Origin of the sequence: Candidatus Tisiphia endosymbiont of Xenochironomus xenolabis (assembly GCF_964264705.1) — a bacterium.
Classification (GTDB): Bacteria; Pseudomonadota; Alphaproteobacteria; order Rickettsiales; family Rickettsiaceae; genus Tisiphia.
The window spans coordinates 811,767-837,818 of record NZ_OZ183473.1 but is presented as its reverse complement, the minus strand read 5'-3'; the positions used below and the strand labels follow the sequence as shown (position 1 = coordinate 837,818).

Here is a 26,052-nt window from a genome sequence, read left to right as displayed (position 1 = left end):
AGAGGAATTTGGTGCTAAAAAAATATTATCTAGTATTCTTCTTGTTGATTTACTCGGGCAATAGCTATGCAGCATCATTTTGGAATGAAGTTGCAAAATGCATAACTAACCCTTGCAATTGTGGTTATGGTAAGATAGATGAAACATGGAACAAAGTTGTCAAAAGAACAATATATCCAGACCCCTTGTGTCCACCATGGAACAAGCGGGATGGACGCGATACAGATAATTGCTTGGTTCAATTTGACCCCCCTAAAAGTGGAATTGGATTTTATCTGCAGCATTGTGCAGAACATACAACAGAAAGCTCCTATTTTGCCCCAAAAATTCGTATAAGAACTCAAAGTTGTAATGCATTTGCCTGCTGGAATCAATCCACTACTTTACATTGGGATGGTGAATGTGTAGTATGGCCTGGAGCTTATGCCTTACCCTTACTCAGAATTTGTGCTAGAGTTGCTATTCCGGCAGTTGAACCAACTCATCTTAATAAAACAGGAACGCCAGCAGATCCTGGTTATACTCCTGGAAAACACTTAAATGATGTTGGTTTTACAGAAGATGATAAATTGATCATTGGAGATGATGGAACACCTATTAAATTTGATAGACCAAAGTTGTGTGCATATAGTGATCCTGGTTTGGTAAATCTTGTTTCAGCTACCGGAGTTCACTTAGATCCGCTGGACTGGAATCCAGTGAGACAACCTCTTCATAAAACAGATGCGTTACACCCTCTTACAAAAGTCCTAATATTTTTAATAGAAATTAAGGAGGGGTTGAGTATATCGGGATTATTAGGTAAGTTGTTAGATATGATGGGTTCTGACAATACACCAGGTCTTGATACTATAAAAGAAATAGTTAAATGGATAGGAAGAATTTTTGAGCAGCAATGGATGTATGATATAGCAAAAGATATCCTAAAAACAATTGGTACACTAAATCGTACTGTTGATGATTATCAATTTGGTTGCGTTGAATTGCCATTTGGTCCTTTTCCACCACCATATTGTCCTAAATTAGGTAAATTCATTATTACTCCTACTACCAAATCTGTATGTAGCAAAAAGAATAAAAACGGTTTATTTGTTCAATCTTCAGATGCACCATGTGTAGTATCTAAATTAAGGAATAATCTTATTCATAATGTTGTACGTGTTAGTTTAGACAATCTTGTCCCTCTTTGTAAAAATAAAGAAAATCCTCAAGAAACCGATAAATGTGTAGTAATAAACAATCTTGGTCCATTTTCTTCAGCCCAAGGGATGCATATTGCTACCGCTCAACGTGATGCAATAAAAAAATGTTCAGTTGGTGATACAAAACCTTGCGTTAATACAAAAATTGACTTTAAATGTAGCATTACTGAAAATGGTTGTGAAGATGGCTTTAGAATAGTTTACGCACAAAAAGTAGGCAGTCACTCTACACCAAGTAGTTACTATGTTGATAATTTACCTGATTGTAATAGTAGTGGTGCAAAAGATAAAACTACCTGTCAAGAAATATGGGGGATTAATATTGGTGAGTTTATCGATGCTAATATTGAATTTCCCAAGTTGCAAAATCAGGATGGTAACAATTTATTAAAACTACAAAAAATCTTTGAACTCAAGGATAATAATGACAAGGAGCGGTCTTTTGCTGTATCAATTGTTAGAGATACTTTTTTAGATACTGACTTAGATCCTGCTTTTCGTTATGATCCAAAATCTATTTGTGTAACAGAAGGAGATCAGCTAATTGGCTGTGAAAAAAGAGTGACAGATGGCTACCAAATCTTAACCCAAAAATGTGGAGTAATTCCCGAGGTTATTTGCCCTAATAATAGCTATTATACCCCTCAATTTGTTGCGTCAATCCAAGTATTAGACAAAGAAGGGAAAGTGGTTGATTTAACTAGCACTGTTGTTACTCCATTGTCGATATACTCAACTGAGACACAAAAGACAGAAGAAATAATAAATTTAGCAGGATATAATTTTACTTCCTTCATGACATATATTTCTAATACTCCACCAGTTACATATACTGCTATGCCATTTTCTGGAAAAAAATCTATGAATCCTTTAACAATATATGGTGAATATAAAAACGACAAGGCTCCCTACGATACTGAAGGAAAACCTACTACAGATGCGGTATATTTGAAAGGTCTTGAATATATAAATGGTAAATATCTGCAAGGAGCAACGCATGGTTGTTTACAATTAAAAGATATAGAAAAATGTATTCCTGGAGTAAATAATACTAATTGTGTGCTAGCAAAACTACTTGAATCAGATACCATTGATTGCTTGAAATTTAAGGAAAAAAGTACCCAATATCAAAACTTTCTTCCTCTATGTAAAGGTACTACTAATTGTAAATCTAAAGAGACTGTGGAGGGTATTACAATTTATCAATGTGATAATGTGTATTGTTATGTAAATAATCGTAAACAAGGTGTTGAAGTATGTAAAGTCTCTTTAGATACTAATAATAGGATTTACCCCCCCTCATCACAAGGATATCCGATAAATACCGGACAACATTACGATTTTGCCTCTAAGGAAGAGGGCTATCCTATATACGATCAGAAGACTACTGCAATCCGAGATAAAACATCCCAGGAATTGGGTCTTTGCACCGCAATTGATGCCCCTAAATGCAAAGCAATTTCTACCCCGACTGATATTAGTGGTAATGCAACATGGAAGTCTGATAACATAAGTGATCCAGATACAGAAATAGGTCACTTGGCACAAGGTACTTGCAAGGATGGTTGGGTATTAATTGATCCGAATAAACCACTGCAGCGTTATTGCCTATTAAATATAGCTACTAAAAGCGTTGCTTTTGAAGCCTTACCGGAGGGAGTTGGTTGTAAAGAGAATAATGGTCTTAGTTTCAAATATACAAATGACTTTAAAAGTAATTTTCCTGTCAAAAATAGCTATGATACTTCAACTAAAATTGGCACTTTGGTACTTGGTGGTTCATACAATTCTACAGCCTATCTAATAAATACATTAAATTGGGCAAATTATGAGATTGATGTTCCCAATACTAATATGCTAACCTCTTTCACAATAGGTGGGGCTGATTCGTATTATGATGATTACTTAATGATTAAAGTCAATGATAAAATTATTTATACTGGTCCCCCTAATCATGAGTTTAAGGATATAGAATGTAGAGATTATCAAGCTGACAAATGTGTTGTTTACATTTCTAGAACTGGTAAAAAAGAAGATTTTGTGCAAGCTCCTGATATATATAAATCTACTAAGTTACCACAACTTGATCTGATGCCACATTTACGAAATGGTAAGAATAATATTAAGATTTATGTTGGAGTTATTGGTGGTGGGGTGTTGAATCTTACTATTAAATACCGATTAAAATAGCATAAATCTTAATATAACTAACCAAGGCTAACATTATACTCAATTTACAAAAGTCTATTAGCGAGGAGCTGCTTGGGTTAGTTATGGATTCTGTTAATAAAATTTAAATATAACTTGTTATATCAAATTCAGCTATGTAAAATATGGAAATTTATAGGAGTTTTCACCTACTAGGATTTCAGTATGCTAGATGATTGTTAAGGATTCGAGGATAAAATCACCTATTTTAAAGAAGAATGTTTACAACAACCTAATATATTTGAAACTTATTTTATAAAATTACTTGCTCTTATAAAGATAAAATGAGAACATAGCGTGTAACAAAAAGAATAATTTACTAAAAAAATTTGTTAAGGAGAAAGATGCAATGAGGGTATTGTTAGTAGAAGATAATAGTGATATAGCTAGTTCTATTGAATTAACCTTAGCTTCAGAAGGAATTATTTGTGAAGTGGTGGAGTTTGGTACAGAAGGAATAGAAATAGCAAAAGTTTACAATTATGATTTGATTATCTTAGATCTTATGCTGCCAGACATTAGTGGATTCGAAGTATTGCTAAGATTACGTTCTGCCAAAGTAAAAACGCCCATATTGATTTTATCAGGTATTACTACAGTTGATCAGAAAATCAAAGGGCTTACATGCGGGGCAGATGATTATATCACAAAACCATTTAACCGCGAAGAGTTAATTGCTCGTATTTATGCAATTGTTCGTCGTTCTAAAGGACATTCTGAGTCAGTGGTTAGGTTTGACAAGGTAAGTATTCATCTTGATACCAGAATTGTAGAAGTTGATGGCAAAAAGGTTCATTTAACAAATAAGGAATATGCCATTTTAGAATTATTAGTCTTACGTAGAGGAACAGTATTGAATAAGGAGATGTTCTTAGATCATCTGTATAGTAGTGTTGATGAACCAGAGATTAAGATTATAGATGTATTTGTTTGCAAATTACGAAAGAAATTAGCTGCTGCTGGTGGTACAAACTACATTGATACAGTATGGGGGCGTGGTTATATGTTAAAAGAATATGATGAACAAGATCCAATATTACATCATTTTTAAGGAGAAGTTATTAGACCTCTTGGATAACCTAAAGATAATTGGTAATTTTATTGTCAAAACTCGTCTCCGTTCCTCACGTACATCTTAGTACGCTGCGGTACTCGACTTCGTTTTTCCTAAAAATTACTCAATTATCTTTAGGTTATCCAAGAGGTCTATTGAGCCATCTCAGAAACCAAGATAGAAGATTATGATACCTAGCACGATAGAACTAACCGGTAAGGTCTATATTAAATATGTTGATCATATAGTAAATTCATATGTTGGGGATGTTAAGCTTTTGTTAAATGACGATGCATTAAGCCTTAATAAAGGGGACTATGAGAATTTAAAGTCAAGCGGTTATATTAAAGCAAAAATTTTTGATGGAGTTGTTTGGCAGAATATTAGTATAAGTGAATTATGTCCAGAAAAAGAATACAAATTTACTAAAAGACAAAAAGCTATTGACTCAGCCTTATTATGCAAAACTATAATTGAAGAGCTTCGAGGGGTTATGTTATATAGAACTTATAGAGGACACTTTACTACTCAAGAATGATTAGCTAATCCTTTTCCTGGATTTGCTTAGTTTGAGTAATTGGTAAATAGGAGGCTAACAAATGGAAACAGATAACAAAAAACCACAAGATTCTAGAAAATTAGCAGACCAAATTAAGGATGCATTGGCAGGTATCACTAATGATGATGAACTTGGATCCGATGAGGCAATGGAAATTTTCAATGAGTTAAGTGCAAACGACACTTTCGAGCAAGAGATAGAACAAATATTAGCTTGTCTTAACGAACAAACAATGGATCTAACAAAATTACAGACACAAATTATCATATTAATACAAAAATATTTAGGTAAACTTAATAACAAGAAATTAAATCTTAAAGTTGATGAACAACTTATCAGTAAGAATGTTACGGAAGTAAGTAGTTACTTAATGCAACAACATTCACAATTGGTAAAAGAAGCTAACCGAGGCTTGATAAAATCAAAAGACAATCTACATGGTATAAGTCGTCAATCTAGATTGGAAGCAAGGCGTTTAGTTAAAAATTTTGCTTTATACCAAGTTTATAAATTTATGAATCCTAAAAGAATAGCTGGAGAAACAAAAAAAGAAAATTTTGCTTATAATATGATTAAAGGCGGGATGGATTTAGCTACAAAATATGAAGGTGGAGCAAAAAGTGATATTAAATCATATTCTCCAGAATTTCTTAAAAAATTAAACAAGGCTCATCAGAATTTTAAAAGTGGTGGGAAGACAATTTATTGATTAATAATATTTACTTACAAAAATTAAAGCTACTAAATTATCGTAATTTTCAGGATTTAGAGATTAATACTGGTAATAACCCTATTATATTAATAGGAGAAAATGGTAGTGGTAAAACTAACATCCTAGAATCAATATCACTATTTTTTCCTGGTAAAGGTTTGAGATCAGCAAAATTAGATGATGTTTGTCAAAGAGGGGCAGATCATTGTTCGGCTTATGGGCTACTACACAGTAAACTTGGACTAGTTGAAATTTCAACAAATTTAAAACGTCAATCTAATAGGCGACTTACAGAATTTAACGGTGCTAAAATACAAAATAATGAATTGAGCAAGTTCTCTGCTATGATTTGGCTTACTCCCCAAATGGATGGTATTTTCTCTTCTGGTGTTAGTGATAGACGTAAATTCTTTGACAGGATTGTCTATAATTTTAATCCATCTCATGCAGGGATAGTGACTAAATATGAATATTATATGCATGAACGCAGTAAAATCCTATTACAAGATCAAGTTGATACAAATTGGCTTGGAGTAATTGAAGAGAAAATGGCGGAATTATCAATTCAAATTGCTATTAATAGGTTAAAAATTTTAGAACATATTCAAAAAACCATTGATGATTTGGATAATGACTTCCCTAAAGCTATTTTATCAATTAATGGGGTTATAGAAGAAAAAATATCAAAAAATTATGATATAGATGTAGATTTTATAAAAAATGAATTAGTGGGCTGTCGTATTCGTGATAGAATGTCTAATCGTACTAATTTTGGAGTTCATAAAAGTGATTTTATAGTTATTCATAAAGAAAAAAATGCCCCAGCTAAACACTGCTCTACCGGTGAACAGAAGGCTATGCTCATTGCAATAATACTTGCCCAAGTTAATTATTCTATTAAAGAAAATATCGCTATGCCTATTTTACTGTTAGATGAGGTTTTTGTCCATCTTGACAAGAAAAGGCGAGAATATTTAATTGATCTTTTCCTAGAATTAGGATTACAACTATGGGTAACTGCTACTGACTTAAATGGCATAGAATCCTTAACCAAAAAAGCAGAATTAGTGAAATTATATAGCTAGCCTTCCTAGTACTACAGTTGTAGATTGAATGTGAGTGTTCACGGAAAAAAGGTTAAAGTATAAGATGTCATTGCGAGGAGGTTGCCAGACCGACGAAGCAATCCAGGAAAGTGATTAGAAATGGATTGCTTCGTTGACCTTACGGTCTCCTCGCAATGACGCTTGGTGAACAGATTACCGCGTTGCAGCAAAGCTACTCCTCACAATGACAAGATAATGCTAATCGGTTTAACTATAGAGACTAGTTCATGTTTTTAATTTTTTGAGATAATTTACTGTGTAACGGTACACCAAGGGTATGATATTTATTATTTCATTCTACTATTAACTAAACTACCATGCCATTTACCTGGTGTTCCCATAGTTCCTTAAACTTACCATTTGGAATTGTAAGTAAGTCTAAAAAGCTTCCGTCTTCAACAATTTTTCCGCCTTCCATAACAACAATTCTATCTAAATGCCTTATAGTTGAAAGACGATGTGCTATAGCAATTATTGTTGTATTATTTATCTTGAGCATGGTATTAATGGATTTTTGAATTTCTTGTTCAGTGTGGCTATCAAGTGAAGAAGTCGCTTCATCTAAAATTAAAATGGGAGCATTTTTAAGAATAGCCCGTGCAATTGCAATACGTTGACGTTGCCCCCCACTTAGTTTTACCCCTCTTTCTCCGACAATAGTGTCGTATTTTGCAGGTAAAGTTTCAATAAATTCATGGATATTCGCTGCTTTTGCTGCATTTTCAATTTCAGTTTGTATGACATTTTCTTTGGCATATCCAATATTCTCACCAATTGTACGGTGGAAAAGCATAATATCTTGAGGAATTAATGATATTTGGGATCGTAAACTATCGGAAGAAATATCATAGATGCTTTGATTATCAATCATAATATCACCATTTACTGCTTTAAAGTTTTTGAGTAACAACGATATTAATGTTGATTTTCCCGCTCCAGAATGTCCAACTATCCCAACCTTTTGACCAGCTTTAATATTAAGATTTAGATTATGAAATATGCTGTTGTTTGCATAACTGAAAGATAAATTTTGAAATACAATATCACCCTTTGAGATATTTAATTGAAGCGAATTAGGTTTATCGATTGTATCTTGGGGAATTTGCATAACTGTAAATGCAGAACAAAAAGCAGCAACGTCTTGTAAAAAATCTTTAATCCTGATTGTTGTATCCCAAGCATTTTCAGTAAATAAAAATGCAAGGGACATAATAAAGGCAATGTCTCCTATTGAAATATCACCCCTATTGCGTATATGGATAACATAGAAAAATAAAGATATTAAAAATACCCAATAAAATAGACATAGTATTATAGATATAATTAAATCATACTTGTAATATTTGATAAGTAATGGGTTATGGATATTATTGTAATAATCTTGTATTTTTTGTAATTCACGTTGTTTGGTAACGAAAGAAAATATTGTAAAGATATTAGTAATACAATCTGCAACCGTTCCAAATAAGTGATACCAGGAATCTTGTTTTGCTTGCTCCATTTTAGCAAGCTTTGTAAAAAATTTAAATGATACAGGTGAGTAAATAACTGTAAATATTAAAACAAAAAGAAATATTTTTATATTAGTGCAAGCTAGGGCAATACCAGAAAACAATGTAATTAACAATGGTTTACTAAGCTGGAATTCGAGAGCGTTATGCATCTTATAGTAGCTATCACCAATTCCTTTTATCTTTCCAACCACAGCCCCAGAAAGATTATTTTGAAAAAATGCATATGGCAGATCAAAGCAATGTTTGCAAATTTTATCCAACATATTTTGGAAAATATAAGGCATGCATTTTAATTGAGCAAAATTATGTACACGCCATGCCCCATCAAGAACAACTTGCGCCCCTACAAATACCATTATTGGTCGCCAGCATTGTATAAAAGTAATATGTTGGTTTTGAGTAAATAAATCAATTAAAAGTTTTACAGCATAATTATGTATAATTGGATACACTCCATTGGCAAATGGAGCTATCATCATTATAAAATATTGATATTTATATGGTTTTATAACTGACCATAGAAAGAAAAACCGATTATTCATTTAGATAATCCCCATGCCTTAAATTATCAAATGGTTTAATAATAGACCTATTGCAAAACTCGCTTATGCTGAGGAATTTGAAGGAGACACGGAACGCAGAACCGCAGCGTACTCAAATGTACGTAAGGATTCGAGTAGCACATCGACGTACAAATTACTAGCAGAAGTAGAGTTTTGCAATAGGTCTTTTGCGTAAGTATTTTTTAAAGTGAGCCAGCAATGTTCTATAGGGTTAATGTCAGAGCTTGTCTGCAAACTAAGTAATAGAGATATACTCTTCTGCTTTGCAGAATTGTTTTTTGAAAATATCAGGGACTCGCTACTTACATACCTCATGTATGCTGCCGTAGCCTCGCCCCTCATTTTCAAATCCAATTCTCCAAATCATTTGAGTATAAATAGAATAAGTAATCGGCTTATAACCAAAAATTATGTTTTCACTAGAATCAGTAAGAAAACCATATTCTTAATAGCGACGAATCAATCCAGGGAAATAATTAGATAGATCACTTCATCGACCTACGGTCCCCTTATTAATATACGAAGTAATGCTAATCGGTAATTATGGAGGCTAATTCATGTTTTTAATTTTTTGAGATAATTTACTGATTTTACGTGAGGCGGTATTTAACTTGATAATATTCTTTGTTACGCCTTTCATTATTTCAGATTGTGCAACAATCAACGCTAATCTGGCCGATTCTTTTGAACCGCTAGCAACTTCTTGCAAAACTTTTTTTAAATAGGTTTTAATTCTACTCGCTCTATTCTTATTTATTAAAGTTTTTTTAATTGTTTGTCTTATTGCCTTTTTTGCTGATGAATGATTAGCCATATTTATTATTTTCCTACAGATTCATTAATTTTGTTCTTCATGATTATGACTTTCTGCTTGTGGAGTCATACAACCTTTACTATTTACATCTCTATCAACGAACTCAATATAAGCCAGTGGAGCCATATCGCCATAGCGAGAACCAGCCTTTATTATCCTAGTATATCCACCTGGACGTTCACTATATCTTTTACCTAAAACGCTAATAAGTTTTTCAGTTGCCACTTTATCTTTGATTTTAGCAAGCACCATTCTTCTAGTGGCTAAATCAGATTTCTTAGCCTTAGTTACTAGTACCTCAATATAAGGTCTAAGCTCTTTAGCTTTAGGTAAAGTTGTTTTTATTTGCTCATTCATCACAAGTGCCACAGCCATATTAGCAAACATCGCCTGCCTATGACTACTTGTTCTGTTGAGTTTTCTACCCTTAATTTTATGTCGCATATTGTTACCTTAAATTAATATGGATCTTCGTAACGCTTAGATAAATCCTGAATATTTTCAGGAGGCCAGCCTGCTACGTCCATACCAAATTTCAAGCCAAAAGTGGCTAATATATCTTTGATCTCATTAAGAGATTTTCTACCAAAATTTTGAGTTCTCAGCATTTCTCCTTCCGTTTTGATAACAAGATCTCCTATATAGATTATATTATCATTTTTCAAACAATTTTGAGATCTGACAGATAATTCTAATTCCTCAACTTTTTTCAACAAGGCTGGATTAAATGATAATTCTTCTAATTTATCCTGCTTATCTTCCATTTGTTCTTCAAATGTAATAAATAATTGCAACTGATCCTGCAGAATTCTAGAAGCAATGGCTATAGACATTTCAGGAGAAATACTACCATTAGTTTCAACGATCATAATTAGCTTGTCATAATCTGTAACCTGACCAACACGTGTATTATCAACTTTATAAGTAACCTTCCTTACAGGACTAAATAACGCATCTATTGGGATTACCCCAATAGCAGCTTCTGAATCAACATTACTCACAGCAGGAACATAACCTTTTCCTGTCTCACACACTAGTTCCATTTCAAGCTGGGCTCCTTTTGCCAAGGTACAAATCATATGATTAGGAGTTAATATCTCCACATCATGACCTGCCCCAATCATACCGGCAGTCACCACACAAGGTCCAGTAGCACTTAATCTTACAACCTTCTTTTCGGAAGAATGCATCTTAATGACTAAGGACTTAAGATTTAAAACTACATCAACTAAATCTTCTTTAACACCAGGTATAGCAGAAAATTCATGCACCACCCCTGGTATTTTTATCGAAGTTATTGCAGCACCCTGAAGAGAAGAAAGCAAAATTCTCCTCATAGCATTACCTATTGTTAAACCAAAGCCTCTCTCTAGAGGTTCAACTACAACTTTTAATATATTAGTATTCTTATCAGGACTGTCATACACGATCTTCGGCTTGATCAGTGAGTTCCAGTTTTTATTTAATAATAACATTATTTACTACCTATCTACACTCTTCTTCTCTTTGGCGATCTAACACCGTTATGAGCAACGGCTGAAACATCCAAAATTGAGGTAACTATAAAATTTTGACTAAACACTGCCCGCATAGCCGATTCTCTTTGCGCCCCTGCCCCTTGCACTCTAATTGAAACAGTTTTAAGACCATGCTCTTTTGCTGCTTCTGAGGCTTTATCAACAGTTATTTGAGCAGCATAAGGAGTAGCTTTTCTAGCCCCTTTAAAACCATGTGTACCGGCTGTTGAGAACGCTATAGCATTACCTTGCACATCTGTAAAAGTCACAATAGTATTATTAAAAGTTGTTTTTATATGAACAACACCAAGAGTGATATTTTTTCTTTTTTTCTTGATCTTAGTATTAGCCTGACTCATTATTATACCATATTACTTTGTAACTTTTTTCTTACCGGCAATTGCAATAGCTTTGCCTTTTCTTGTTCTAGCATTAGAATGAGTATTTTGTCCTCGCACAGGCAGTTTTCTTATATGCCTGAGACCTTGGTAACTTCTAATATCTTTTTTCTTCTTGATGTTAAGAGTTACTTCTCTTCTTAAATCACCTTCTACTTTATATTCTTTTTCAATAACACTACGTAAAACAATAAGTTCTTGATCAGTTAAGTCTTTAACCCTTTTACTCTCAGATATCCCAGTCTTCTGACAAATTTTTCCTGCAGCAGAAGAGCCGAGTCCATAAATATATGTTAAACTCACTACTAATCTTTTGTTTGCTGGAATGTTAACACTCGCTATTCTTGCCACAAATAATCTCCAAATTTTGATAACAACCAAAAGGGAATAATATAAAAATATCCCTTAAAGTCAAATAATTTCTAACATTTTATCTAAAACATCTTCTACTTCTTGCTTATCCTTACTTGCATCAACAACATAGAATTCACTATTATCTCTATAATAGCTAAGTAACGGATAAGTTTCTATCTTATATTCTTCTATTCTATGTTTAATAGTCTGTTCATCATCATCTTGTCGATGAATGAACTTATCCGATCCACAAACATCACAAACATTATCAATCTTAGGTTTAATAAAATAACTATTATAAATTTGTTTACAATTTGCACAACTAAATCTACCCAAAATCCTCTTAATAATTACTTGATCGTCTATCTCAAAAAACACCACTTTAATCTTTTGACTAGCAAATTCTCTAAGAAAGCTAGCTTGCTCTAGATTACGAGGATAACCATCTAGAACATAACCATTTTTATATATATCCTGAGTTAAAAACTTTTTAACTACATTATTTACCAATTGATGAGGGACAAGTTTTCCTTGTGCCATATACTGTTGAATTAACAACCCCTCTTCATTATTGACCTTTACCATTTGTCTAAATATATCGCCTGTAGACACATGAGGTAAATTTAACTTTCCTGCCAATAACTGCCCTTGAGTTCCCTTCCCTGAGCCAGGAGATCCTATAAGCACTATAATCACTTTAAACCCATCTTTAGATATATAACATAATATATACTTACCACTAAGTATAAAAGTACATTATTTTAAGAATTAGCTACAAAAACTCTAAAATATTCACAAAGCAATTTAAAAATCGCAAAAAAACATTCTACAAACCCAAAGAGTCTATTACTCAATAATCAAATTTTTTGCAAAGCTTATAAATAGTAGGTTGTTCAAAGGAAATTTGAATATATCCAAATCACAACATCTATCTTTAAACGCAAAATTTATCATTCCAGACTACTATTGTCATTCCCGCTTCAGTGCGGAATCTAGATACCTGCTTACGCAGATATGATACTAAGTCAAGCAGAGATGACATCTCTTACTATTGTCATTTCTGCGAGTTCTGTCATTCCCGCTTCGGTGCGGAATCTAGATGCCTGCTTACGCAGGTATGACATCTGCCCCTTGTGTCCACAACTGTTGAAAGTTAGAAGGTGGAACGGGTTTTAGATAGCTTTTCCGTCATTGCGAGACCACCTAGTGGTCGTGGCAATCCATTTTTGGTTACTTTTATAGATTGCTTCGTCGACCTACGGTCTTCCTCGCAATGACGTTAACCATATACGACTTTTAAACTATCTGGTCTAAAACCACTTCCTCTTCTAACTTTCAACAGTTGTACCCTTGTGTCATTCCCGCTTCAGTGCGGAATCTAGATACCTGCTTACGCAGATATGACACTAATCAAGTTTTAGTTTTTTAATTTCATTTTTTTTATTAACCCCTCATATCTATTGCTAAATAAATGAGTTTGAATTTGGGCAAATGTATCTAAAACAACATTAACAACAATTAAAAAACTTGTTCCCCCTAAAGCAAAAGATACAGAATATTTATTCATTAACATTTCAGGAACTATACATATAAAACTTAGATATATACCACCTATGACAGTTAATCTAGTTAGCAAATAATCAAAATATTCCGAAGTATTTTTACCAGGTCTTTTTCCAGGAATATATGCCCCATATTTCCTCAAATTATTTGCTGTTTCTTCTGAATTAAAAACTATTGCTGTATAAAAAAAGCTAAAAAACATTATCAACGCAACATACAACAAAATATATAGAGGTTTTCCATGCCCTAAATGGAAAGTTACTAAATTCATAATTTCCGAATTATTGCTAGAAAAATTAGCTATTGTTACCGGAAACAATAAAATTGCACTAGCAAATATTGGTGGTATTACCCCAGCAGTGTTAAGCTTAAGAGGCATATGAGTTGAATCACCACCATAAATCTTATTACCAACCTGTCTTTTTGGATATTGTACCAAAACTTTCCTTTGAGCCTTCTCAAAGAAAATTATCATGGCTATAATCAAAATAACTCCTAAACAAATAGCCATCACCACGATAGGAGACAATCCTCCACTTCTTGACAACTCAAACATACTTATAATAGCACTTGGTACTCCAGATACTATACCTATAAATATAATCAATGAGGAGCCATTACCAATACCTCTACCAGTAATCTGTTCACCAAGCCACATTAAGAATATGGTACCTACAACTAAGGTTATAACAGTAGTAACCTTGAAAAAAAGCCCAGGTATAATCACTACAGGACCTACATTAGTTACAACATGTTCCAAACTTATTGCCACACCATACGCCTGAAAAGAAGCTAATAAAACAGTTAAATATCTAGATAACTGATTGATTTTTCTTTTACCAGCCTCACCTTCTTTTTTTAAATTCTCTAACGGCTTGTAAATTATTGACATCAATTGAATAACAATTGATGCAGTTATATATGGCATAATTGCTAAAGCAAAAATAGACATCCTACCTAGAGAACCACCAGATAGCATGTTAAACATACCAAGTAAACCAGATTGGTTTTGTTCAGCCACACTGCTCAACGCAACCGAATCAATACCCGCTATAGGAATAAATGAACCAAATCTACATATTATAAGAGCTAGAATAGTAAAAATAACTCTATTAGCTAAGTCTTTATTAGATTTTTGTGTGGATTTTAAGCTCATAAATTACAATATTTGACCACCAACTTGCTCAATTATCTTTTTAGCAGATGCCGAATAAGCATCTAATTGAAACGATAAGGGACTATTAAATTCACCGCTGCTAACAGATAATAATTTAACCAACAACTTACTATTCTTAATTAACCCTACTTCAACTAACTTATCTTTTGTGATAACTTCCGTTGAATTCAAACGACTTTCTGATATTAAAAATTCTATATCGGCAATATTCACTACATTATATTTCTTAGAACTAGGACAATTAAACCCTCTCTTTGGTAATCTTTTAATCATTGGCATCTGCCCGCCTTCAAAACCCTTGATAGCTACACCAGATCTAGATTTTTGACCCTTAACACCTCTACCGCATGTTTTGCCTTTACCGCACCCAATACCGCGTCCTACCCTTTTTTTATCTCTCTTGGCACCAAAATTGTTAGATAACTCATTTAACTTCATTTTATAAACTCTAATTTATATTTTCTACTTTTAATAAATGTTGTACCTTTCTGATCATCCCTCTAATAGAGCTTGTATCTTTTAAAATAACAGATTTATGCATTTTATTTAAACCCAAGCCTATCAAGGTTTCTTCTTGATCATATTTACGACCTATAGTACTACCAATTTGGGTAACTTTAACTTTTGCATCATTCATTTTTTCTTTATCACTATTCATAAATTTCTACAACCCAATTATTACTTATAACATTACTTTAACAAGAAACTATAGCTATAGTCAATTGATGGAAAGTTGGTGACGTCATCACTCACCGCTCGCCTACTTATAGGCATAGAGTTTTGCAGGAGGTCTAATGCTTCATGCCACTAAAATAACTCACTCTAAGTGACTGCTCACTAATAGCCCAGTTTGATTCGCCTCATCCCAGATTTCACTGGTCTTCCACAATTGCGATATCTTTTTATCAGCCCCCTAAAGAATATAGCTCAAATTATTCTGATATTACTTCTTGTCGCCCTTTTATAGACTGAGTCGATATCTCATTTAAGTTCTTCCCTCTCCTTTCAGCAATATTCTTTGGAGAAGAAAGTTGAGATAACGCATCAAAAGTCGCAGCAATCATTGCATATACATTACTAGACCCTAAAGATTTAGCAACAATATCATGAACCCCTAAAGAATCAAAAATAGCCCTCATAGCACCACCAGCAATAACACCAGTACCCGCCTTGGCTCTTCTTAAAATGACCTTTGCTGCTCCACTTTTACCAATAACATCATGGTGAATGGTTCTACTCTGATAAAGAGGAACCCTAATCATATCTTTCCTTGCTTCTTGGGTAGCCTTAGCTCTAGCCTCTGTTACCTCTTTCGCCTTACCATGACCATAACCAACCTTACCGGATTTGTCACCAGCTACAATACAAGCAGAAAAAGAGAATTTTCTTCCACCTTTTACTACTTTAGTAACTCTGTTTACATCCACCAAAGTTTCGGTTAATGCTTCACCCATATTTTTTTTAGCTTTAGCCATTTCTTAAACCTAAAATTAGAAATTTATTTTCTTTCTTGCTGCATCAGCCAATGCCTTAACAACACCGTGATATTTATAACCACCCTTATCAAATACAACCTCTTGCACTCCTTTAAGCGATGCTCTTTCTCCTATCAACTCACCTACTTTTGTAGCTGTACCAACATTACAGCTAGATTTTTTTAACTGTCTAATTTCTTTATCCAAGGTTGAAGCAGAAGCAATAGTAATTGACTGTTTGTCATCTATAACTTGTGCATATATATGCTTTCCAGATTTAAAAATAGACAATCTGATTCTGTTTGATACCTTTGATATCTTAGACCGTACTCTAGCCTTTCTTGTCTCAAATCTTAACTTTGAACTACGCATACTTAACTTTTAACCCTTAAATTTTAGTTTTTCTTACCTTCTTTTCTTTGAACATACTGACCCTTACGTTTAATACCTTTACCCTTATATGGCTCAGGCGGTCTCTGCTTTATAATAATTGATATAAACTGACCCAGTTTTTCTTTATCAACACTTTGCAATATAATCTGATTCTGTTTAGGAGCGGTAACTTTTATATTCTGAGGTATCTCGATTTTAGTATTATGACTTTTAGCGAGCATTAAGTTTAAATATTTATCTTTCACCAAAGCCTTATAACCAACACCATTTATTTCAAGCTCTTCTGTAAAACCTTCACTAACACCTTTCATCATACCATTTATTATACTTCGTGCCGTACCCCACATCGACCTAGCACTTTTAGTCTCTGCTAATGGTTTAACAACAAGCTGATTATCTTGCAATGAAATTGCTATATTACCGGCAAAAGTCTTTGATAATTCTCCCTTAGGACCGACAACATTGACTTTCAACCCATCAAGCTCAACTTTTACCCCTTCAGGTACAGGGACTGGCAATTTTCCAACACGTGACATTTTTATACCTTAAAACACTTTACAAATTACTTCACCGCCAATCTTTTGGCTATGTGCTTCTCTATCAGATAACACGCCTCTAGAAGTAGAAAGAATATAAATACCCATATTGTTATAATATCCTTTTAATTTATCAATGGAAGAATAAATCCTCTTACCTGGTTTTGAAACTCTATTTATTTCACGTATAGCAGGTTTTCCATTAACAGAATATTTTAAATCCACCTCAATGTGACTTATATTATCATTCTTAACAACTACATACTCTTTGATATAACCTTCTTTTTTTAAAACATCCAAAATGGCACATTTTATTTTTGAAGAAGGTAGAGATATACTCATCAATTTACTTTTTTGACCATTTCTAATTCTAGTCAACATATCTGCTATATTATCTGTCATTGACATACGATAAACCTACTTTTTACCAACTTGCTTTAACTAAACCAGGAACCAATCCCTTACTACCAAGCTCTCTCAGCTTATTTCGTGATAAACCAAATTTACTGTACACTCCTCTTGGACGCCCAGTAAGTTCACACCTATTTCTAACTCTATTCATAGCTGAATTCCTAGGTAACTTAGCCAGAACCATCACTAGCGAAAATCTCTCTTCTAAAGATAAATTTTTGTCGTAAATCTTGTCTCTTAACTTAGCACGCTTATTATACAAACTTTGTGCCATCTTTCTTCTTCTATTATTCTTTTTTATAGAACTTACTTTAGCCATCTTCTTTCTTCAAAAATTAATTATAAAAAGGCAAATTAAAGCCTGAAAGTAATGATTTACCCTCTTCATTATTTGTAGCACTTGTAACAATCGTAATATCCATGCCACGAATTACATCTATCTTATCGTAATTAATCTCTGGAAAAACAATTTGCTCTTTTATCCCAAAAGTAAAATTACCTCTACCATCAAAACTTTTACTTGAAAAGCCTCTAAACTCTTTTATACGTGGTAGAGCAACAAGTACTAGCCTTTCGAGAAAATCATACATTCTATCTTTACGCAAAGTAACTTTGCAACCAACTTTCATACCTTCACGAAGTTTAAAAGTAGCAATAGACTTCTTTGCCTCAGTTACCAAAGGCTTTTGCCCTGAAATTAAAGTTAGATCATTAACAGCATGATTAATTATCATAGAATCAGCAACCGTTTCACCAACTCCCATATTAACAACAATTTTTATAACCTTAGGTATCTGATGTTTATTATCATAGGCAAACTTTTTTTGTAAGCTTGGGATAATCTCTTTACCGTATAAATCTTTAAACCTGAACAACATTACTTACCTTCCTTGCTGATAATTTCACCAGACTTCTTAGCTACTCTTACTTTAGAACCATCATCTAGAAATTTAAAAGCAATTTTTGTACCAGTACCTGTCTTAGGGTCTACATGAGCAACATTGGACATATGTATTGATAATTCCTTTGAAACTATGCCACCTTCACTTGCTTTACTTGGCTTAACATGCTTGCGTGCAATATTTACCCCTGAAACAATGGCTCTATTCTGTTCTGGGAAAACTTTTAACACTTTACCCTTTTTTCCCTTATTTTTTCCGGTGATAACAATAACTTCATCACCTTTCTTGATTTTTAACTTAACCATTACAATACCTCTTCTGCCAACGACATAATCTTAACGAATTTTTTTGCCCTTAATTCTCTAGTTACAGGACCAAAAACCCTCGTACCTATCGGCTCTCCCTGTTTATTCAAAAGTACTACTGCATTGGAATCAAATTTAATTGTACTACCATCTGCTCTTCTAACACCCTTTTTTGTTCTAACAATTAGAGCTCTATGTACGTCACCTTTCTTTACTTTTCCACTTGGCAACGACTCTTTTATAGATACTACAATAACATCCCCAAGATTTGCTATCATGTGATGTGAACCACCAAGCACTTTAATACACATAATTTTTTTAGCACCAGAGTTATCCGCAACATCTAAGATGCTCTGCATCTGAATCATAACTTACTTCCACTTGAGAATTTAATAACGCAACAAAATAAACAACCTAAATAACAAAGTCAAAGAATAAAACTCATCATTCTCCAACTTGTGCCAGAATATACTAAAATGATCTGGAAAATTGGATTTGGAAATGAGAGGTGAGTACACACAACGTACATGAGGTACGTGAATATGCGAGTCCTTGATATTTCCAAAAAGCAATTCTTCCAATCACTTTAGTATACTTTTTAATAAGTAGGTTTACAACATTTATACTAAGAAAAAACCGCAACAGACAAAAAACTGCACGGTTAAATCTATCATTAAAGTGACACCTTAACATCCCCTAACACCACCCAAGACTTAGTCTTAGATATAGGGCGACTTTCAACTATACTAACTTTATCACCATCCTTATACATATTTTCTGGATCATGAGCAGCATATTTCTTAGAAACTTTTACAATTTTTTTATACATAGGATGCTTAAACCTACGTTCCACTTTAACTGTAATAGTTTTATCGGTTTTTGAACTCACAACAACGCCCTGCAACACTCTTCTCGGCATTTTTCTATTCTCCAGTTTTTGATCTTGTGGTTAATTCTGTATTAATACGAGCTATTGTTTTTTTTACAAAAGAAAACCTACTAGTATTTTCTAATTCACCTAAAGTTTTTTGAAACCTTAGATTAAAAAGCTCTTTTTTAAACAAAATTCTTTTTTCGTGGAGTTCCTCCATGGTTTGTCCAACCAACTCCTTTGGTGATAACCCCAATTTACTCATAACGCCTCACTATCCTTGTTCTTACAGGCAATTTGGCACTAGCAAGCTCAAGTGCCCTAGTAGCTACATCATCTGTAACCCCTTCAACTTCAAACATAATTCTGCCAGGTGATACCCTTACTGCAAAAAATTCAGTAGAGCCTTTTCCTTTACCCATTCTAACTTCCGCCGGCTTCTTTGACACAGGCAAATCAGGAAAAATCTTAATCCATAACCTACCCTGCCTTTTCATACAACGAACAGCTGCCTTTCTTGCTGCCTCTATTTGCCTTGCAGTAACCCTTAAACCATCTAACGATTTCAAGCCAAAAGAACCAAAAGCTAGCATAGTGCCAGATTTCGCCTTTGAGGAAACTCTTCCTTTATGTGCTTTTCTAAATTTTTGTTTTTTCGGAGCTAACATTATCTTACTTCAAAATTAATTATGTTTCTTTCTATTTTCCACATGATCACCCCTATAGACCCAAATCTTTATACCTATAACTCCATAAGTTGTCATAGCTTCAGCAGTTGCATAGTCAATATCCGCTCTCAAAGTATGCAAAGGTACTCTACCTTCTCTATACCATTCTGTTCTTGCTATTTCAGCTCCAGCCAAACGCCCAGAACAAGCAACTTTTATACCTAACCCTCCTTGCTTAAAGCAAGCTTGAATAGCGGTTTTCATAGCTTTTCTAAAAGACACTCTTTTCTCAAGCTGCACAGCAATCGTTTGAGCAATAATACCAGCGTCTATATTAGGTTTCTTTACTTCATGTATGTTAATATATATTTCTTCTAAACAGGTAATTTTTTGGACATGTTTTTTTAATTTATCAATGTCGTTACCACTTTTACCTATAATAACACCAGGCTTTTTAGCAAAAATATTAATTATAACACTTTTATTAGAAGGTCTTTCTATTAACACTCTACTAACTTGTGCTTGCATATAGTTTTTATTAATCAGATTTCTAACCTCTAAATCTTGAATAAAAAGAACTTTATACTGCTTTTCAGCATATAGCACTGAGTCCCAACCTTTAATTAATGTTGGACCAACTCTAAAGCCATGCGGATTAACTTTTTGCCCCATATTTTACTTCCCCTCAACTTCAGTAACTGTAATATATAAATTACTAAAAAATTTATTAATCCTTGTTGCTCTTCCTTTAGCTCTTGGCATAATTCTTTTCATTACCAATGCCTTACCTACCGTTGCAGAAGTAACAAACAACGCATCAATATCTAAACCAAAGTTATTCTCAGCATTAGCAACAGCAGACTGTAAACATTTTTTTACATCTTTAGCAATTCTTTTCGGGGAAAAGGTAAGCTGAACCATAGCTTCCGATACTTTCATATTCCTAATAGAAGTTGCAACCAAATTCAATTTCCTTGGACTCACTCTAAGAGACTTAGCAATTGCTGTAGTCGAACCTTTATTCACCTTTACCATATTTATTTTCTCTTAACTTTTTTATCTGCCCCATGACCATGGAAAGTTCTAGTTGGAGAAAATTCACCTAATTTTTTACCAACCATTTCTTCACTGACAGTGACAGGTATAAATTTATTTCCATTATGCACAGCAAATGTCACTCCAACAAAAAATGGTAAAATTGTTGACCTCCTAGACCAAGTCTGAATCATTTCTGATTTACCGGACTCAATCAATTTTTGTACTTTTTTTATCAGATAACCATCTACAAAAGGTCCCTTCCAAACTGAACGTGCCATAATTACTACCTAATTATTTTCTTCTCTTAATAATAAACTTTGATGTAGACTTATTCTTACGGGTTTTCTTACCCTTAGTTGGGAAGCCCCATGGAGTCACCGGATGACGACCACCAGAAGTTTTTCCCTCTCCACCACCATGTGGGTGATCAACTGGGTTCATTGCAACACCACGAACATGTGGTCTCCAACCTAACCATCTATTTCTTCCAGCCTTACCCAAATTTGTATTTTTTTGATCAGGATTTGAGACAACACCCACCGTAGCTTTACAATCTAACGGCACCAACCTAAATTCTCCAGAGCGAAGTTTGATCTGAGCATAACCCGAATCCTTACCTACTAAATTAACCGAAGTCCCCGCAGATCTTGCAATTTGACCACCTTTGCCAATTTTCATTTCCACATTATGCAAAGTAGTCCCAATAGGGATAGATTTCAAAGATAAACAATTTCCAACTTTTATGTCAGCATTATCGCTTGACACTATTCTATCGCCTACAACAAGCTTTTGTGGTGCTATAATATAAGAATACTCACCATCATCAAATTTAATCAAAGCAATGAAAGAAGTTCTATTAGGATCATACTCTATTCTTTCAACTGTAGCGAATATATCTTGCTTATTTCTTTTAAAATCAATTATACGATAAAGCCTTTTATGCCCCCCTCCTCTATGCCAAGAAGTGGTTCTACCAAGATTATTTCTACCACCAGTCTTACATAAACCTTTAGTCAAAGGTTTATGAGGTTTACCCTTCCAAAGATCAGATTTATCAACCTGTATTAATTCTCTAAGAGATGGAGTAACTGGATTAAACTTTTTTAAAGCCATTTTATTTAATACCCCCAGTAAAATCAATAGTATAATCTTTTTCTAGCGTCACGATAGCCTTCTTTTGATCTGATTGTCTACCGTTAACACCTTTGAATCTTTTTTTCTTACCTTTTACATTCATGATGTTAACTTTTTTAACCTTAACCTCAAAAATTTTCTCAATAGCTGTCTTGATAGAAGCCTTTTCAGCACTATCAGCAACATGAAAAGTAAACTTATTTTGTTCAGATAAAATATTGCTCTTCTCAGTGATCACAGGATTCCTAATAAGATCATAATGTTTATAAGATTTCACTTCAACCTCTTTTCTAAAGCATCTACAGCTTCTCTTGATAACAAAACATAATCATGGCGTATTATATCATAAACATTTGTACCAATTTGTGGTACCGAAATAGTATTAGGAATATTTTGTACTGCCAAAGAAAAATTAGTATCAACTTCATTACCACTAACAATAAAATAACTCTTACCATGAAAATTATTTAATAATTTTGCAAGATTAGAAGTTTTTGATTCATCTAATTTTAAAGAATCTAATATTAACAATTTCCCTTCTGTCAATTTTTCTGACAATGCATGTTTTAAACCAAGTTTTCTAACTTTCTTTGGTAATTTTGTAGCATGACTCCTTACTACTGGACCGTGAGAAACCCCACCGCCCCTCATTTGTACAGATCTTAAAGACCCCTGCCTTGCATTACCGGTACCTTTTTGCTTAAAAGGTTTCTTTGTAGTACCAGATACTTGCGATACTGTCTTCGTTTGATGTGTACCAGCCATAGCTTTCGCTCTTTGCCAATCAACAACAAGCTTGATAATATCTTGTCTAACAAAGTCTATGGCAAATACTTCATGATCTAAATCAACCTCACCAACAACTTCATTTTCAAGATTTAATAATTTAGCTTTCATATAGTTTATCCTGCAGCTGTAATGGTTTTCTTAATAGCATCCTTAATGTAGACATAAGATCCTTTCGAGCCTGGGACATTACCACTAACTATGATTATACCTTTTTCTATATTAGTATCAACTATCTTCAAGTTCTGAATAGTAACTCTTGTACTCCCCATGTGTCCGGCCATTTTCTTATTCTTAAATACCTTACCAGGGTCTTGTCTACCACCAGTAGAACCATGTGAACGATGAGACACAGATACACCATGTGAAGCTTCAAGCCCTCTAAAATTGTGCCTCTTCATACTACCAGCAAAACCTTTACCAATAGTAGTACCTACAACATCTACAAACTGCCCAACAACAAAATGATCAACTCGCAATGTAGAACCTATATCAATGAAAAAAGAAGCAGAAATTCTGAATTCCTTCAATTTTTGTTTTGGTGCAACGTTAGCATTAGCAAATACTTGCCTCATTGGCTTTGTTACTTTAGATAATTTCTTATCCTTTACCCCAACAACCAAGGCGTTATAACCATCCCTTTCTTGGGTCTTTTGTCCCACTACTTGACAATCTTCAACTTGCAGAAAAGTAACGGTAGTTCTCTCTCCCTTTTCATTAAAAATTGAACTCATGCCAATTTTTCTAGCGATTAAACCGGTTCTCATCACTCAATACTCTCTAACTTAATCTCAACATCAACACCAGCAGGCAAATCAACTTTCTTTAAAGCATCAACAGTCTGAGGGGTTGGATAACTTATTATTAAAAGCCTTTTCTGAATTCTAATCTCAAATTGCTCCCTTGATTTCTTATTGACATGTGGAGACCTATTAACGGTAAATCTTTCAATTGTCCTTGGAAGCGGAATTGGACCAATTATATCTGCACCAGTTCTTTTAACAGCCCCTACTATCTCTCTAGTACCTTGCTCAAGCGAACGGTGATCAAATGACTTTAGACGAATTTTAATTTTTTGATTATTTTTCATTAACTAAACCTTTTTATAAACAGCCCGACCATCCAAAATACGCTTCTTTAACAGACTTGCTCAAATTTTTTGCAAACACAACTTGAGGCAAGTTCAATTAAAAGCATTTTGCCTAGCCATTAAAAAATAATCATCCTAAATTATTTCAGAATGATTATTTCTATGTTATTTTATAATTTTTGATACTACCCCAGCTCCTACTGTCTTACCGCCTTCACGGATAGCAAAACGTACGCCTTCTTCCATAGCTATCGGAGAAATCAATGTAATATGCAAATTCGCATTATCACCAGGCATAACCATCGTTTTACCATCTTTTAAAGCAATCTCCCCAGTCACGTCAGTAGTTCTAAAATAAAACTGTGGACGATATTTATCGGTAAACGCTGTATGACGACCACCTTCTTTAGTGGTAAGCACGTAAACCTCAGCTTCAAATTCAGTATGCGGAGTTATGCTCCCAGGTTTAGATAGTACCTGTCCTCTACATACCTCCTCTCTTTTAGTTCCACGTAGCAATATACCAACATTGTCACCAGCTTCACCTTGATCCAACATTTTCTTAAACATTTCCACACCAGTACAAGTAGTTTTTTGAGTATCCCTTATACCGACAATCTCTACCTCATCACCAACTTTTATTACACCTTTTTCAATTCTACCAGTAATAACAGTCCCTCTTCCAGCAATAGAAAATACATCTTCTATTGGCATTAATAATGGTTTATCTGTATCTCTCTTAGGCTGAGGTATATATTCATCAATAGCATTCATCAATTCTCTGATCGCAGCTTCACCTTCAGGTTTCCCTTCTAAAGCCTGCAAAGCTGACCCCCTGATAACTGGTATCTCATCTCCAGGAAAACCATACATTGAAAGAAGCTCTCTGACTTCCATTTCTACTAAGTCAACTAACTCTGGGTCGTCAACCATATCAACTTTATTCAAGAAAACAACCATTGTAGGCACACCTACTTGCTTAGCAAGCACTATGTGTTCCCTTGTTTGGGGCATTGGACCATCACAAGCAGATACCACTAATATAGCACCATCAGTTTGAGAAGCACCGGTTATCATATTTTTTACATAATCTGCGTGACCAGGACAGTCAACGTGAGCATAATGCCTTTTTTTAGTTTTATATTCAACATGGGCAGTAGCAATAGTTATACCCCTTGTCTTCTCTTCAGGAGCAGCATCAATTTCATCATAGTTAGTAGCCTTAGCACCACCTTCTTTTGACAATACTAAAGTTATTGCAGCTGTTAAAGAAGTTTTGCCATGATCCACGTGTCCTATAGTACCTACGTTACAATGGGGCAGGTCCCTCTCAAATTTTACCTTTGCCATAATTCATTCTCCACAATTTAAGATTTAATACAAATTTAACAATAAAAATAACAAATTTATCCAATTTCCAATTATCACCAATAGTTTTGGAGCGGGTGATGGGAATCGAACCCACGTGGCCAGCTTGGAAGGCTGGAGCTCTACCATTGAGCTACACCCGCGTATTTCACCTAACCAATCTGTGGTGGAGGAAGAAGGATTCGAACCTTCGTACGCTCACGCGGGCGGATTTACAGTCCGCTGCCATTGACCACTCGACCACTCCTCCAAAGAATTCACGCAAGCATTAAATAGCCTAATTAAAAGTAAAGCACAATATAAATTAGTGTAAATGCCAATAAATCTTCTTAGC

The 26,052-nt window shown here is 34.1% G+C and carries 35 protein-coding genes and 2 tRNA genes; 5 read left to right on the top strand and 32 right to left on the bottom strand.

The features are described from left to right. Nucleotides 1-11: 11 nt before the first annotated feature. The 5 genes from ACFELY_RS04145 (at nt 12) to recF (ending at nt 6,820) form a co-directional block, all read left to right on the top strand. Complete coding sequence (locus ACFELY_RS04145; protein ID WP_375333710.1) at nt 12-3,392, top strand: hypothetical protein; 3,381 nt, start codon at nt 12-14, stop codon at nt 3,390-3,392. A 367-nt stretch (nt 3,393-3,759) separates the two neighbouring features. Further along, nucleotides 3,760-4,461: a response regulator transcription factor CtrA gene (gene ctrA / locus ACFELY_RS04140; protein ID WP_375330003.1), complete on the top strand. Its 702-nt coding sequence runs from the start codon at nt 3,760-3,762 to the stop codon at nt 4,459-4,461. A 190-nt stretch (nt 4,462-4,651) separates the two neighbouring features. Further along, nucleotides 4,652-5,002 carry a hypothetical protein gene (locus ACFELY_RS04135; protein WP_375333709.1) on the top strand — a complete coding sequence of 117 codons (351 nt, stop codon included), beginning with the start codon at nt 4,652-4,654 and terminating at the stop codon, nt 5,000-5,002. Between the two features lie 61 nt (nt 5,003-5,063). Beyond that, the gene (locus ACFELY_RS04130; RefSeq protein ID WP_375330005.1) at nt 5,064-5,732 is read left to right on the top strand and encodes a DUF5394 family protein; all 669 of its coding nucleotides are present in this window, start codon (nt 5,064-5,066) and stop codon (nt 5,730-5,732) included. Beyond that, entirely contained in the window at nt 5,732-6,820 is a 1,089-nt protein-coding gene (recF, locus tag ACFELY_RS04125) for a DNA replication/repair protein RecF (RefSeq protein WP_341759895.1), read from the top strand. The genes ACFELY_RS04130 and recF overlap by 1 nt, the downstream gene beginning before the upstream one ends. A gap of 328 nt (nt 6,821-7,148) precedes the next feature. Here recF and ACFELY_RS04120 read toward each other — a convergent pair whose 3' ends face one another. The 32 genes from ACFELY_RS04120 to ACFELY_RS03960 form a co-directional block, all read right to left on the bottom strand. After that, nucleotides 7,149-8,897 carry an ABC transporter ATP-binding protein gene (locus ACFELY_RS04120; protein ID WP_375333708.1) on the bottom strand — a complete coding sequence of 583 codons (1,749 nt, stop codon included), beginning with the start codon at nt 8,895-8,897 and terminating at the stop codon, nt 7,149-7,151. Nucleotides 8,898-9,468: 571 nt separating this feature from the next. Beyond that, nucleotides 9,469-9,732: a 30S ribosomal protein S20 gene (gene rpsT / locus ACFELY_RS04110; protein ID WP_250310928.1), complete on the bottom strand. Its 264-nt coding sequence runs from the start codon at nt 9,730-9,732 to the stop codon at nt 9,469-9,471. A 24-nt stretch (nt 9,733-9,756) separates the two neighbouring features. Then, on the bottom strand, nt 9,757-10,176 hold the full coding sequence (gene rplQ, locus ACFELY_RS04105; protein ID WP_094648910.1) for a 50S ribosomal protein L17: 420 nt from the start codon (nt 10,174-10,176) through the stop codon (nt 9,757-9,759). 14 nt (nt 10,177-10,190) lie between these two features. After that, nucleotides 10,191-11,207 carry a DNA-directed RNA polymerase subunit alpha gene (locus ACFELY_RS04100; RefSeq protein WP_375333707.1) on the bottom strand — a complete coding sequence of 339 codons (1,017 nt, stop codon included), beginning with the start codon at nt 11,205-11,207 and terminating at the stop codon, nt 10,191-10,193. A 14-nt stretch (nt 11,208-11,221) separates the two neighbouring features. Then, nucleotides 11,222-11,608, bottom strand: coding sequence for a 30S ribosomal protein S11 (gene rpsK / locus ACFELY_RS04095; protein WP_094648908.1), 387 nt, complete (start codon nt 11,606-11,608; stop codon nt 11,222-11,224). A 12-nt stretch (nt 11,609-11,620) separates the two neighbouring features. Beyond that, on the bottom strand, nt 11,621-11,998 hold the full coding sequence (rpsM, locus tag ACFELY_RS04090; RefSeq protein WP_341749194.1) for a 30S ribosomal protein S13: 378 nt from the start codon (nt 11,996-11,998) through the stop codon (nt 11,621-11,623). Nucleotides 11,999-12,058: 60 nt separating this feature from the next. Next, nucleotides 12,059-12,697: an adenylate kinase gene (locus tag ACFELY_RS04085; protein ID WP_094648906.1), complete on the bottom strand. Its 639-nt coding sequence runs from the start codon at nt 12,695-12,697 to the stop codon at nt 12,059-12,061. 721 nt (nt 12,698-13,418) lie between these two features. Beyond that, nucleotides 13,419-14,720, bottom strand: coding sequence for a preprotein translocase subunit SecY (secY, locus tag ACFELY_RS04080; RefSeq protein ID WP_375333706.1), 1,302 nt, complete (start codon nt 14,718-14,720; stop codon nt 13,419-13,421). A 3-nt stretch (nt 14,721-14,723) separates the two neighbouring features. Beyond that, nucleotides 14,724-15,179: a 50S ribosomal protein L15 gene (gene rplO / locus ACFELY_RS04075; protein WP_094648904.1), complete on the bottom strand. Its 456-nt coding sequence runs from the start codon at nt 15,177-15,179 to the stop codon at nt 14,724-14,726. A 10-nt stretch (nt 15,180-15,189) separates the two neighbouring features. Then, the gene (gene rpmD / locus ACFELY_RS04070) at nt 15,190-15,378 is read right to left on the bottom strand and encodes a 50S ribosomal protein L30 (RefSeq protein ID WP_375330537.1); all 189 of its coding nucleotides are present in this window, start codon (nt 15,376-15,378) and stop codon (nt 15,190-15,192) included. Nucleotides 15,379-15,673: 295 nt separating this feature from the next. After that, nucleotides 15,674-16,216 (bottom strand): 30S ribosomal protein S5, encoded by a 543-nt coding sequence (rpsE, locus tag ACFELY_RS04065; protein ID WP_375333705.1) that lies wholly within the window; start codon nt 16,214-16,216, stop codon nt 15,674-15,676. Nucleotides 16,217-16,231: 15 nt separating this feature from the next. Beyond that, nucleotides 16,232-16,588, bottom strand: a complete 357-nt coding sequence (gene rplR, locus ACFELY_RS04060) for a 50S ribosomal protein L18 (RefSeq protein WP_094648901.1) — start codon at nt 16,586-16,588, stop codon at nt 16,232-16,234. A 23-nt stretch (nt 16,589-16,611) separates the two neighbouring features. Continuing rightward, nucleotides 16,612-17,145, bottom strand: a complete 534-nt coding sequence (gene rplF, locus ACFELY_RS04055) for a 50S ribosomal protein L6 (protein WP_341749199.1) — start codon at nt 17,143-17,145, stop codon at nt 16,612-16,614. Nucleotides 17,146-17,154: 9 nt separating this feature from the next. Continuing rightward, nucleotides 17,155-17,553, bottom strand: coding sequence for a 30S ribosomal protein S8 (gene rpsH, locus ACFELY_RS04050; protein ID WP_094648899.1), 399 nt, complete (start codon nt 17,551-17,553; stop codon nt 17,155-17,157). A 16-nt stretch (nt 17,554-17,569) separates the two neighbouring features. After that, on the bottom strand, nt 17,570-17,875 hold the full coding sequence (rpsN, locus tag ACFELY_RS04045; protein WP_341759454.1) for a 30S ribosomal protein S14: 306 nt from the start codon (nt 17,873-17,875) through the stop codon (nt 17,570-17,572). Nucleotides 17,876-17,891: 16 nt separating this feature from the next. Next, nucleotides 17,892-18,431 (bottom strand): 50S ribosomal protein L5, encoded by a 540-nt coding sequence (gene rplE, locus ACFELY_RS04040; protein ID WP_375334129.1) that lies wholly within the window; start codon nt 18,429-18,431, stop codon nt 17,892-17,894. Between the two features lie 2 nt (nt 18,432-18,433). Continuing rightward, nucleotides 18,434-18,763 carry a 50S ribosomal protein L24 gene (gene rplX / locus ACFELY_RS04035; RefSeq protein WP_375333704.1) on the bottom strand — a complete coding sequence of 110 codons (330 nt, stop codon included), beginning with the start codon at nt 18,761-18,763 and terminating at the stop codon, nt 18,434-18,436. Further along, entirely contained in the window at nt 18,763-19,131 is a 369-nt protein-coding gene (rplN, locus tag ACFELY_RS04030; RefSeq protein WP_341759455.1) for a 50S ribosomal protein L14, read from the bottom strand. Before rplN ends, rplX begins: the two co-directional genes overlap by 1 nt. 305 nt (nt 19,132-19,436) lie before the next feature. Beyond that, nucleotides 19,437-19,682, bottom strand: a complete 246-nt coding sequence (gene rpsQ, locus ACFELY_RS04025) for a 30S ribosomal protein S17 (RefSeq protein WP_341750565.1) — start codon at nt 19,680-19,682, stop codon at nt 19,437-19,439. Nucleotides 19,683-19,686: 4 nt separating this feature from the next. Further along, the gene (gene rpmC, locus ACFELY_RS04020) at nt 19,687-19,899 is read right to left on the bottom strand and encodes a 50S ribosomal protein L29 (RefSeq protein WP_094648894.1); all 213 of its coding nucleotides are present in this window, start codon (nt 19,897-19,899) and stop codon (nt 19,687-19,689) included. After that, nucleotides 19,892-20,302, bottom strand: a complete 411-nt coding sequence (gene rplP, locus ACFELY_RS04015; protein ID WP_341750563.1) for a 50S ribosomal protein L16 — start codon at nt 20,300-20,302, stop codon at nt 19,892-19,894. Before rplP ends, rpmC begins: the two co-directional genes overlap by 8 nt. Before the next feature lie 15 nt (nt 20,303-20,317). Continuing rightward, entirely contained in the window at nt 20,318-20,974 is a 657-nt protein-coding gene (gene rpsC / locus ACFELY_RS04010) for a 30S ribosomal protein S3 (protein WP_375330009.1), read from the bottom strand. Between the two features lie 3 nt (nt 20,975-20,977). Next, on the bottom strand, nt 20,978-21,337 hold the full coding sequence (gene rplV / locus ACFELY_RS04005) for a 50S ribosomal protein L22 (protein ID WP_094648891.1): 360 nt from the start codon (nt 21,335-21,337) through the stop codon (nt 20,978-20,980). A 2-nt stretch (nt 21,338-21,339) separates the two neighbouring features. Beyond that, complete coding sequence (gene rpsS, locus ACFELY_RS04000; protein WP_094648890.1) at nt 21,340-21,618, bottom strand: 30S ribosomal protein S19; 279 nt, start codon at nt 21,616-21,618, stop codon at nt 21,340-21,342. Between the two features lie 13 nt (nt 21,619-21,631). Beyond that, nucleotides 21,632-22,453, bottom strand: coding sequence for a 50S ribosomal protein L2 (rplB, locus tag ACFELY_RS03995; RefSeq protein WP_094648889.1), 822 nt, complete (start codon nt 22,451-22,453; stop codon nt 21,632-21,634). Between the two features lies 1 nt (nt 22,454). Beyond that, complete coding sequence (locus ACFELY_RS03990; protein WP_094648888.1) at nt 22,455-22,751, bottom strand: 50S ribosomal protein L23; 297 nt, start codon at nt 22,749-22,751, stop codon at nt 22,455-22,457. Beyond that, entirely contained in the window at nt 22,748-23,371 is a 624-nt protein-coding gene (gene rplD, locus ACFELY_RS03985; RefSeq protein WP_375333703.1) for a 50S ribosomal protein L4, read from the bottom strand. Before rplD ends, ACFELY_RS03990 begins: the two co-directional genes overlap by 4 nt. Before the next feature lie 5 nt (nt 23,372-23,376). Then, nucleotides 23,377-24,027 carry a 50S ribosomal protein L3 gene (rplC, locus tag ACFELY_RS03980; RefSeq protein ID WP_341759897.1) on the bottom strand — a complete coding sequence of 217 codons (651 nt, stop codon included), beginning with the start codon at nt 24,025-24,027 and terminating at the stop codon, nt 23,377-23,379. Next, a complete protein-coding gene (gene rpsJ, locus ACFELY_RS03975) occupies nt 24,027-24,350 on the bottom strand; it encodes a 30S ribosomal protein S10 (RefSeq protein WP_094648885.1) in 324 nt (107 codons plus the stop codon). Before rpsJ ends, rplC begins: the two co-directional genes overlap by 1 nt. 165 nt (nt 24,351-24,515) lie before the next feature. Beyond that, nucleotides 24,516-25,700 carry an elongation factor Tu gene (gene tuf, locus ACFELY_RS03970; RefSeq protein ID WP_375333702.1) on the bottom strand — a complete coding sequence of 395 codons (1,185 nt, stop codon included), beginning with the start codon at nt 25,698-25,700 and terminating at the stop codon, nt 24,516-24,518. Nucleotides 25,701-25,787: 87 nt separating this feature from the next. Next, a tRNA-Gly gene (locus tag ACFELY_RS03965) sits at nt 25,788-25,861 on the bottom strand. A gap of 21 nt (nt 25,862-25,882) precedes the next feature. Then, nucleotides 25,883-25,968: transfer RNA gene (locus ACFELY_RS03960), tRNA-Tyr, on the bottom strand. Nucleotides 25,969-26,052 lie beyond the last annotated feature (84 nt).

Bases quoted from the DNA above. Each gene is read 5' to 3' on its own strand.
- ctrA (WP_375330003.1), top strand. From the start codon at position 3,760: ATGAGGGTATTGTTAGTAGAAGATAATAGTGATATAGCTAGTTCTATT.
- ACFELY_RS04135 (WP_375333709.1), top strand. From the start codon at position 4,652: ATGATACCTAGCACGATAGAACTAACCGGTAAGGTCTATATTAAATAT.
- ACFELY_RS04130 (WP_375330005.1), top strand. From the start codon at position 5,064: ATGGAAACAGATAACAAAAAACCACAAGATTCTAGAAAATTAGCAGAC.
- ACFELY_RS04120 (WP_375333708.1), bottom strand. From the start codon at position 8,897: ATGAATAATCGGTTTTTCTTTCTATGGTCAGTTATAAAACCATATAAA.
- rpsT (WP_250310928.1), bottom strand. From the start codon at position 9,732: ATGGCTAATCATTCATCAGCAAAAAAGGCAATAAGACAAACAATTAAA.
- rplQ (WP_094648910.1), bottom strand. From the start codon at position 10,176: ATGCGACATAAAATTAAGGGTAGAAAACTCAACAGAACAAGTAGTCAT.
- ACFELY_RS04100 (WP_375333707.1), bottom strand. From the start codon at position 11,207: ATGTTATTATTAAATAAAAACTGGAACTCACTGATCAAGCCGAAGATC.
- rpsK (WP_094648908.1), bottom strand. From the start codon at position 11,608: ATGAGTCAGGCTAATACTAAGATCAAGAAAAAAAGAAAAAATATCACT.
- secY (WP_375333706.1), bottom strand. From the start codon at position 14,720: ATGAGCTTAAAATCCACACAAAAATCTAATAAAGACTTAGCTAATAGA.
- rplO (WP_094648904.1), bottom strand. From the start codon at position 15,179: ATGAAGTTAAATGAGTTATCTAACAATTTTGGTGCCAAGAGAGATAAA.
- rpmD (WP_375330537.1), bottom strand. From the start codon at position 15,378: ATGAATGATGCAAAAGTTAAAGTTACCCAAATTGGTAGTACTATAGGT.
- rpsE (WP_375333705.1), bottom strand. From the start codon at position 16,216: ATGGCTAAAGCTAAAAAAAATATGGGTGAAGCATTAACCGAAACTTTG.
- rplR (WP_094648901.1), bottom strand. From the start codon at position 16,588: ATGCGTAGTTCAAAGTTAAGATTTGAGACAAGAAAGGCTAGAGTACGG.
- rplF (WP_341749199.1), bottom strand. From the start codon at position 17,145: ATGTCACGTGTTGGAAAATTGCCAGTCCCTGTACCTGAAGGGGTAAAA.
- rpsH (WP_094648899.1), bottom strand. From the start codon at position 17,553: ATGTCAATGACAGATAATATAGCAGATATGTTGACTAGAATTAGAAAT.
- rpsN (WP_341759454.1), bottom strand. From the start codon at position 17,875: ATGGCTAAAGTAAGTTCTATAAAAAAGAATAATAGAAGAAGAAAGATG.
- rplX (WP_375333704.1), bottom strand. From the start codon at position 18,763: ATGGTTAAGTTAAAAATCAAGAAAGGTGATGAAGTTATTGTTATCACC.
- rplN (WP_341759455.1), bottom strand. From the start codon at position 19,131: ATGATTCAGATGCAGAGCATCTTAGATGTTGCGGATAACTCTGGTGCT.
- rpsQ (WP_341750565.1), bottom strand. From the start codon at position 19,682: ATGCCGAGAAGAGTGTTGCAGGGCGTTGTTGTGAGTTCAAAAACCGAT.
- rpmC (WP_094648894.1), bottom strand. From the start codon at position 19,899: ATGAGTAAATTGGGGTTATCACCAAAGGAGTTGGTTGGACAAACCATG.
- rplP (WP_341750563.1), bottom strand. From the start codon at position 20,302: ATGTTAGCTCCGAAAAAACAAAAATTTAGAAAAGCACATAAAGGAAGA.
- rpsC (WP_375330009.1), bottom strand. From the start codon at position 20,974: ATGGGGCAAAAAGTTAATCCGCATGGCTTTAGAGTTGGTCCAACATTA.
- rplV (WP_094648891.1), bottom strand. From the start codon at position 21,337: ATGGTAAAGGTGAATAAAGGTTCGACTACAGCAATTGCTAAGTCTCTT.
- rpsS (WP_094648890.1), bottom strand. From the start codon at position 21,618: ATGGCACGTTCAGTTTGGAAGGGACCTTTTGTAGATGGTTATCTGATA.
- rplB (WP_094648889.1), bottom strand. From the start codon at position 22,453: ATGGCTTTAAAAAAGTTTAATCCAGTTACTCCATCTCTTAGAGAATTA.
- rplD (WP_375333703.1), bottom strand. From the start codon at position 23,371: ATGAAAGCTAAATTATTAAATCTTGAAAATGAAGTTGTTGGTGAGGTT.
- rplC (WP_341759897.1), bottom strand. From the start codon at position 24,027: ATGAGAACCGGTTTAATCGCTAGAAAAATTGGCATGAGTTCAATTTTT.
- rpsJ (WP_094648885.1), bottom strand. From the start codon at position 24,350: ATGAAAAATAATCAAAAAATTAAAATTCGTCTAAAGTCATTTGATCAC.
- tuf (WP_375333702.1), bottom strand. From the start codon at position 25,700: ATGGCAAAGGTAAAATTTGAGAGGGACCTGCCCCATTGTAACGTAGGT.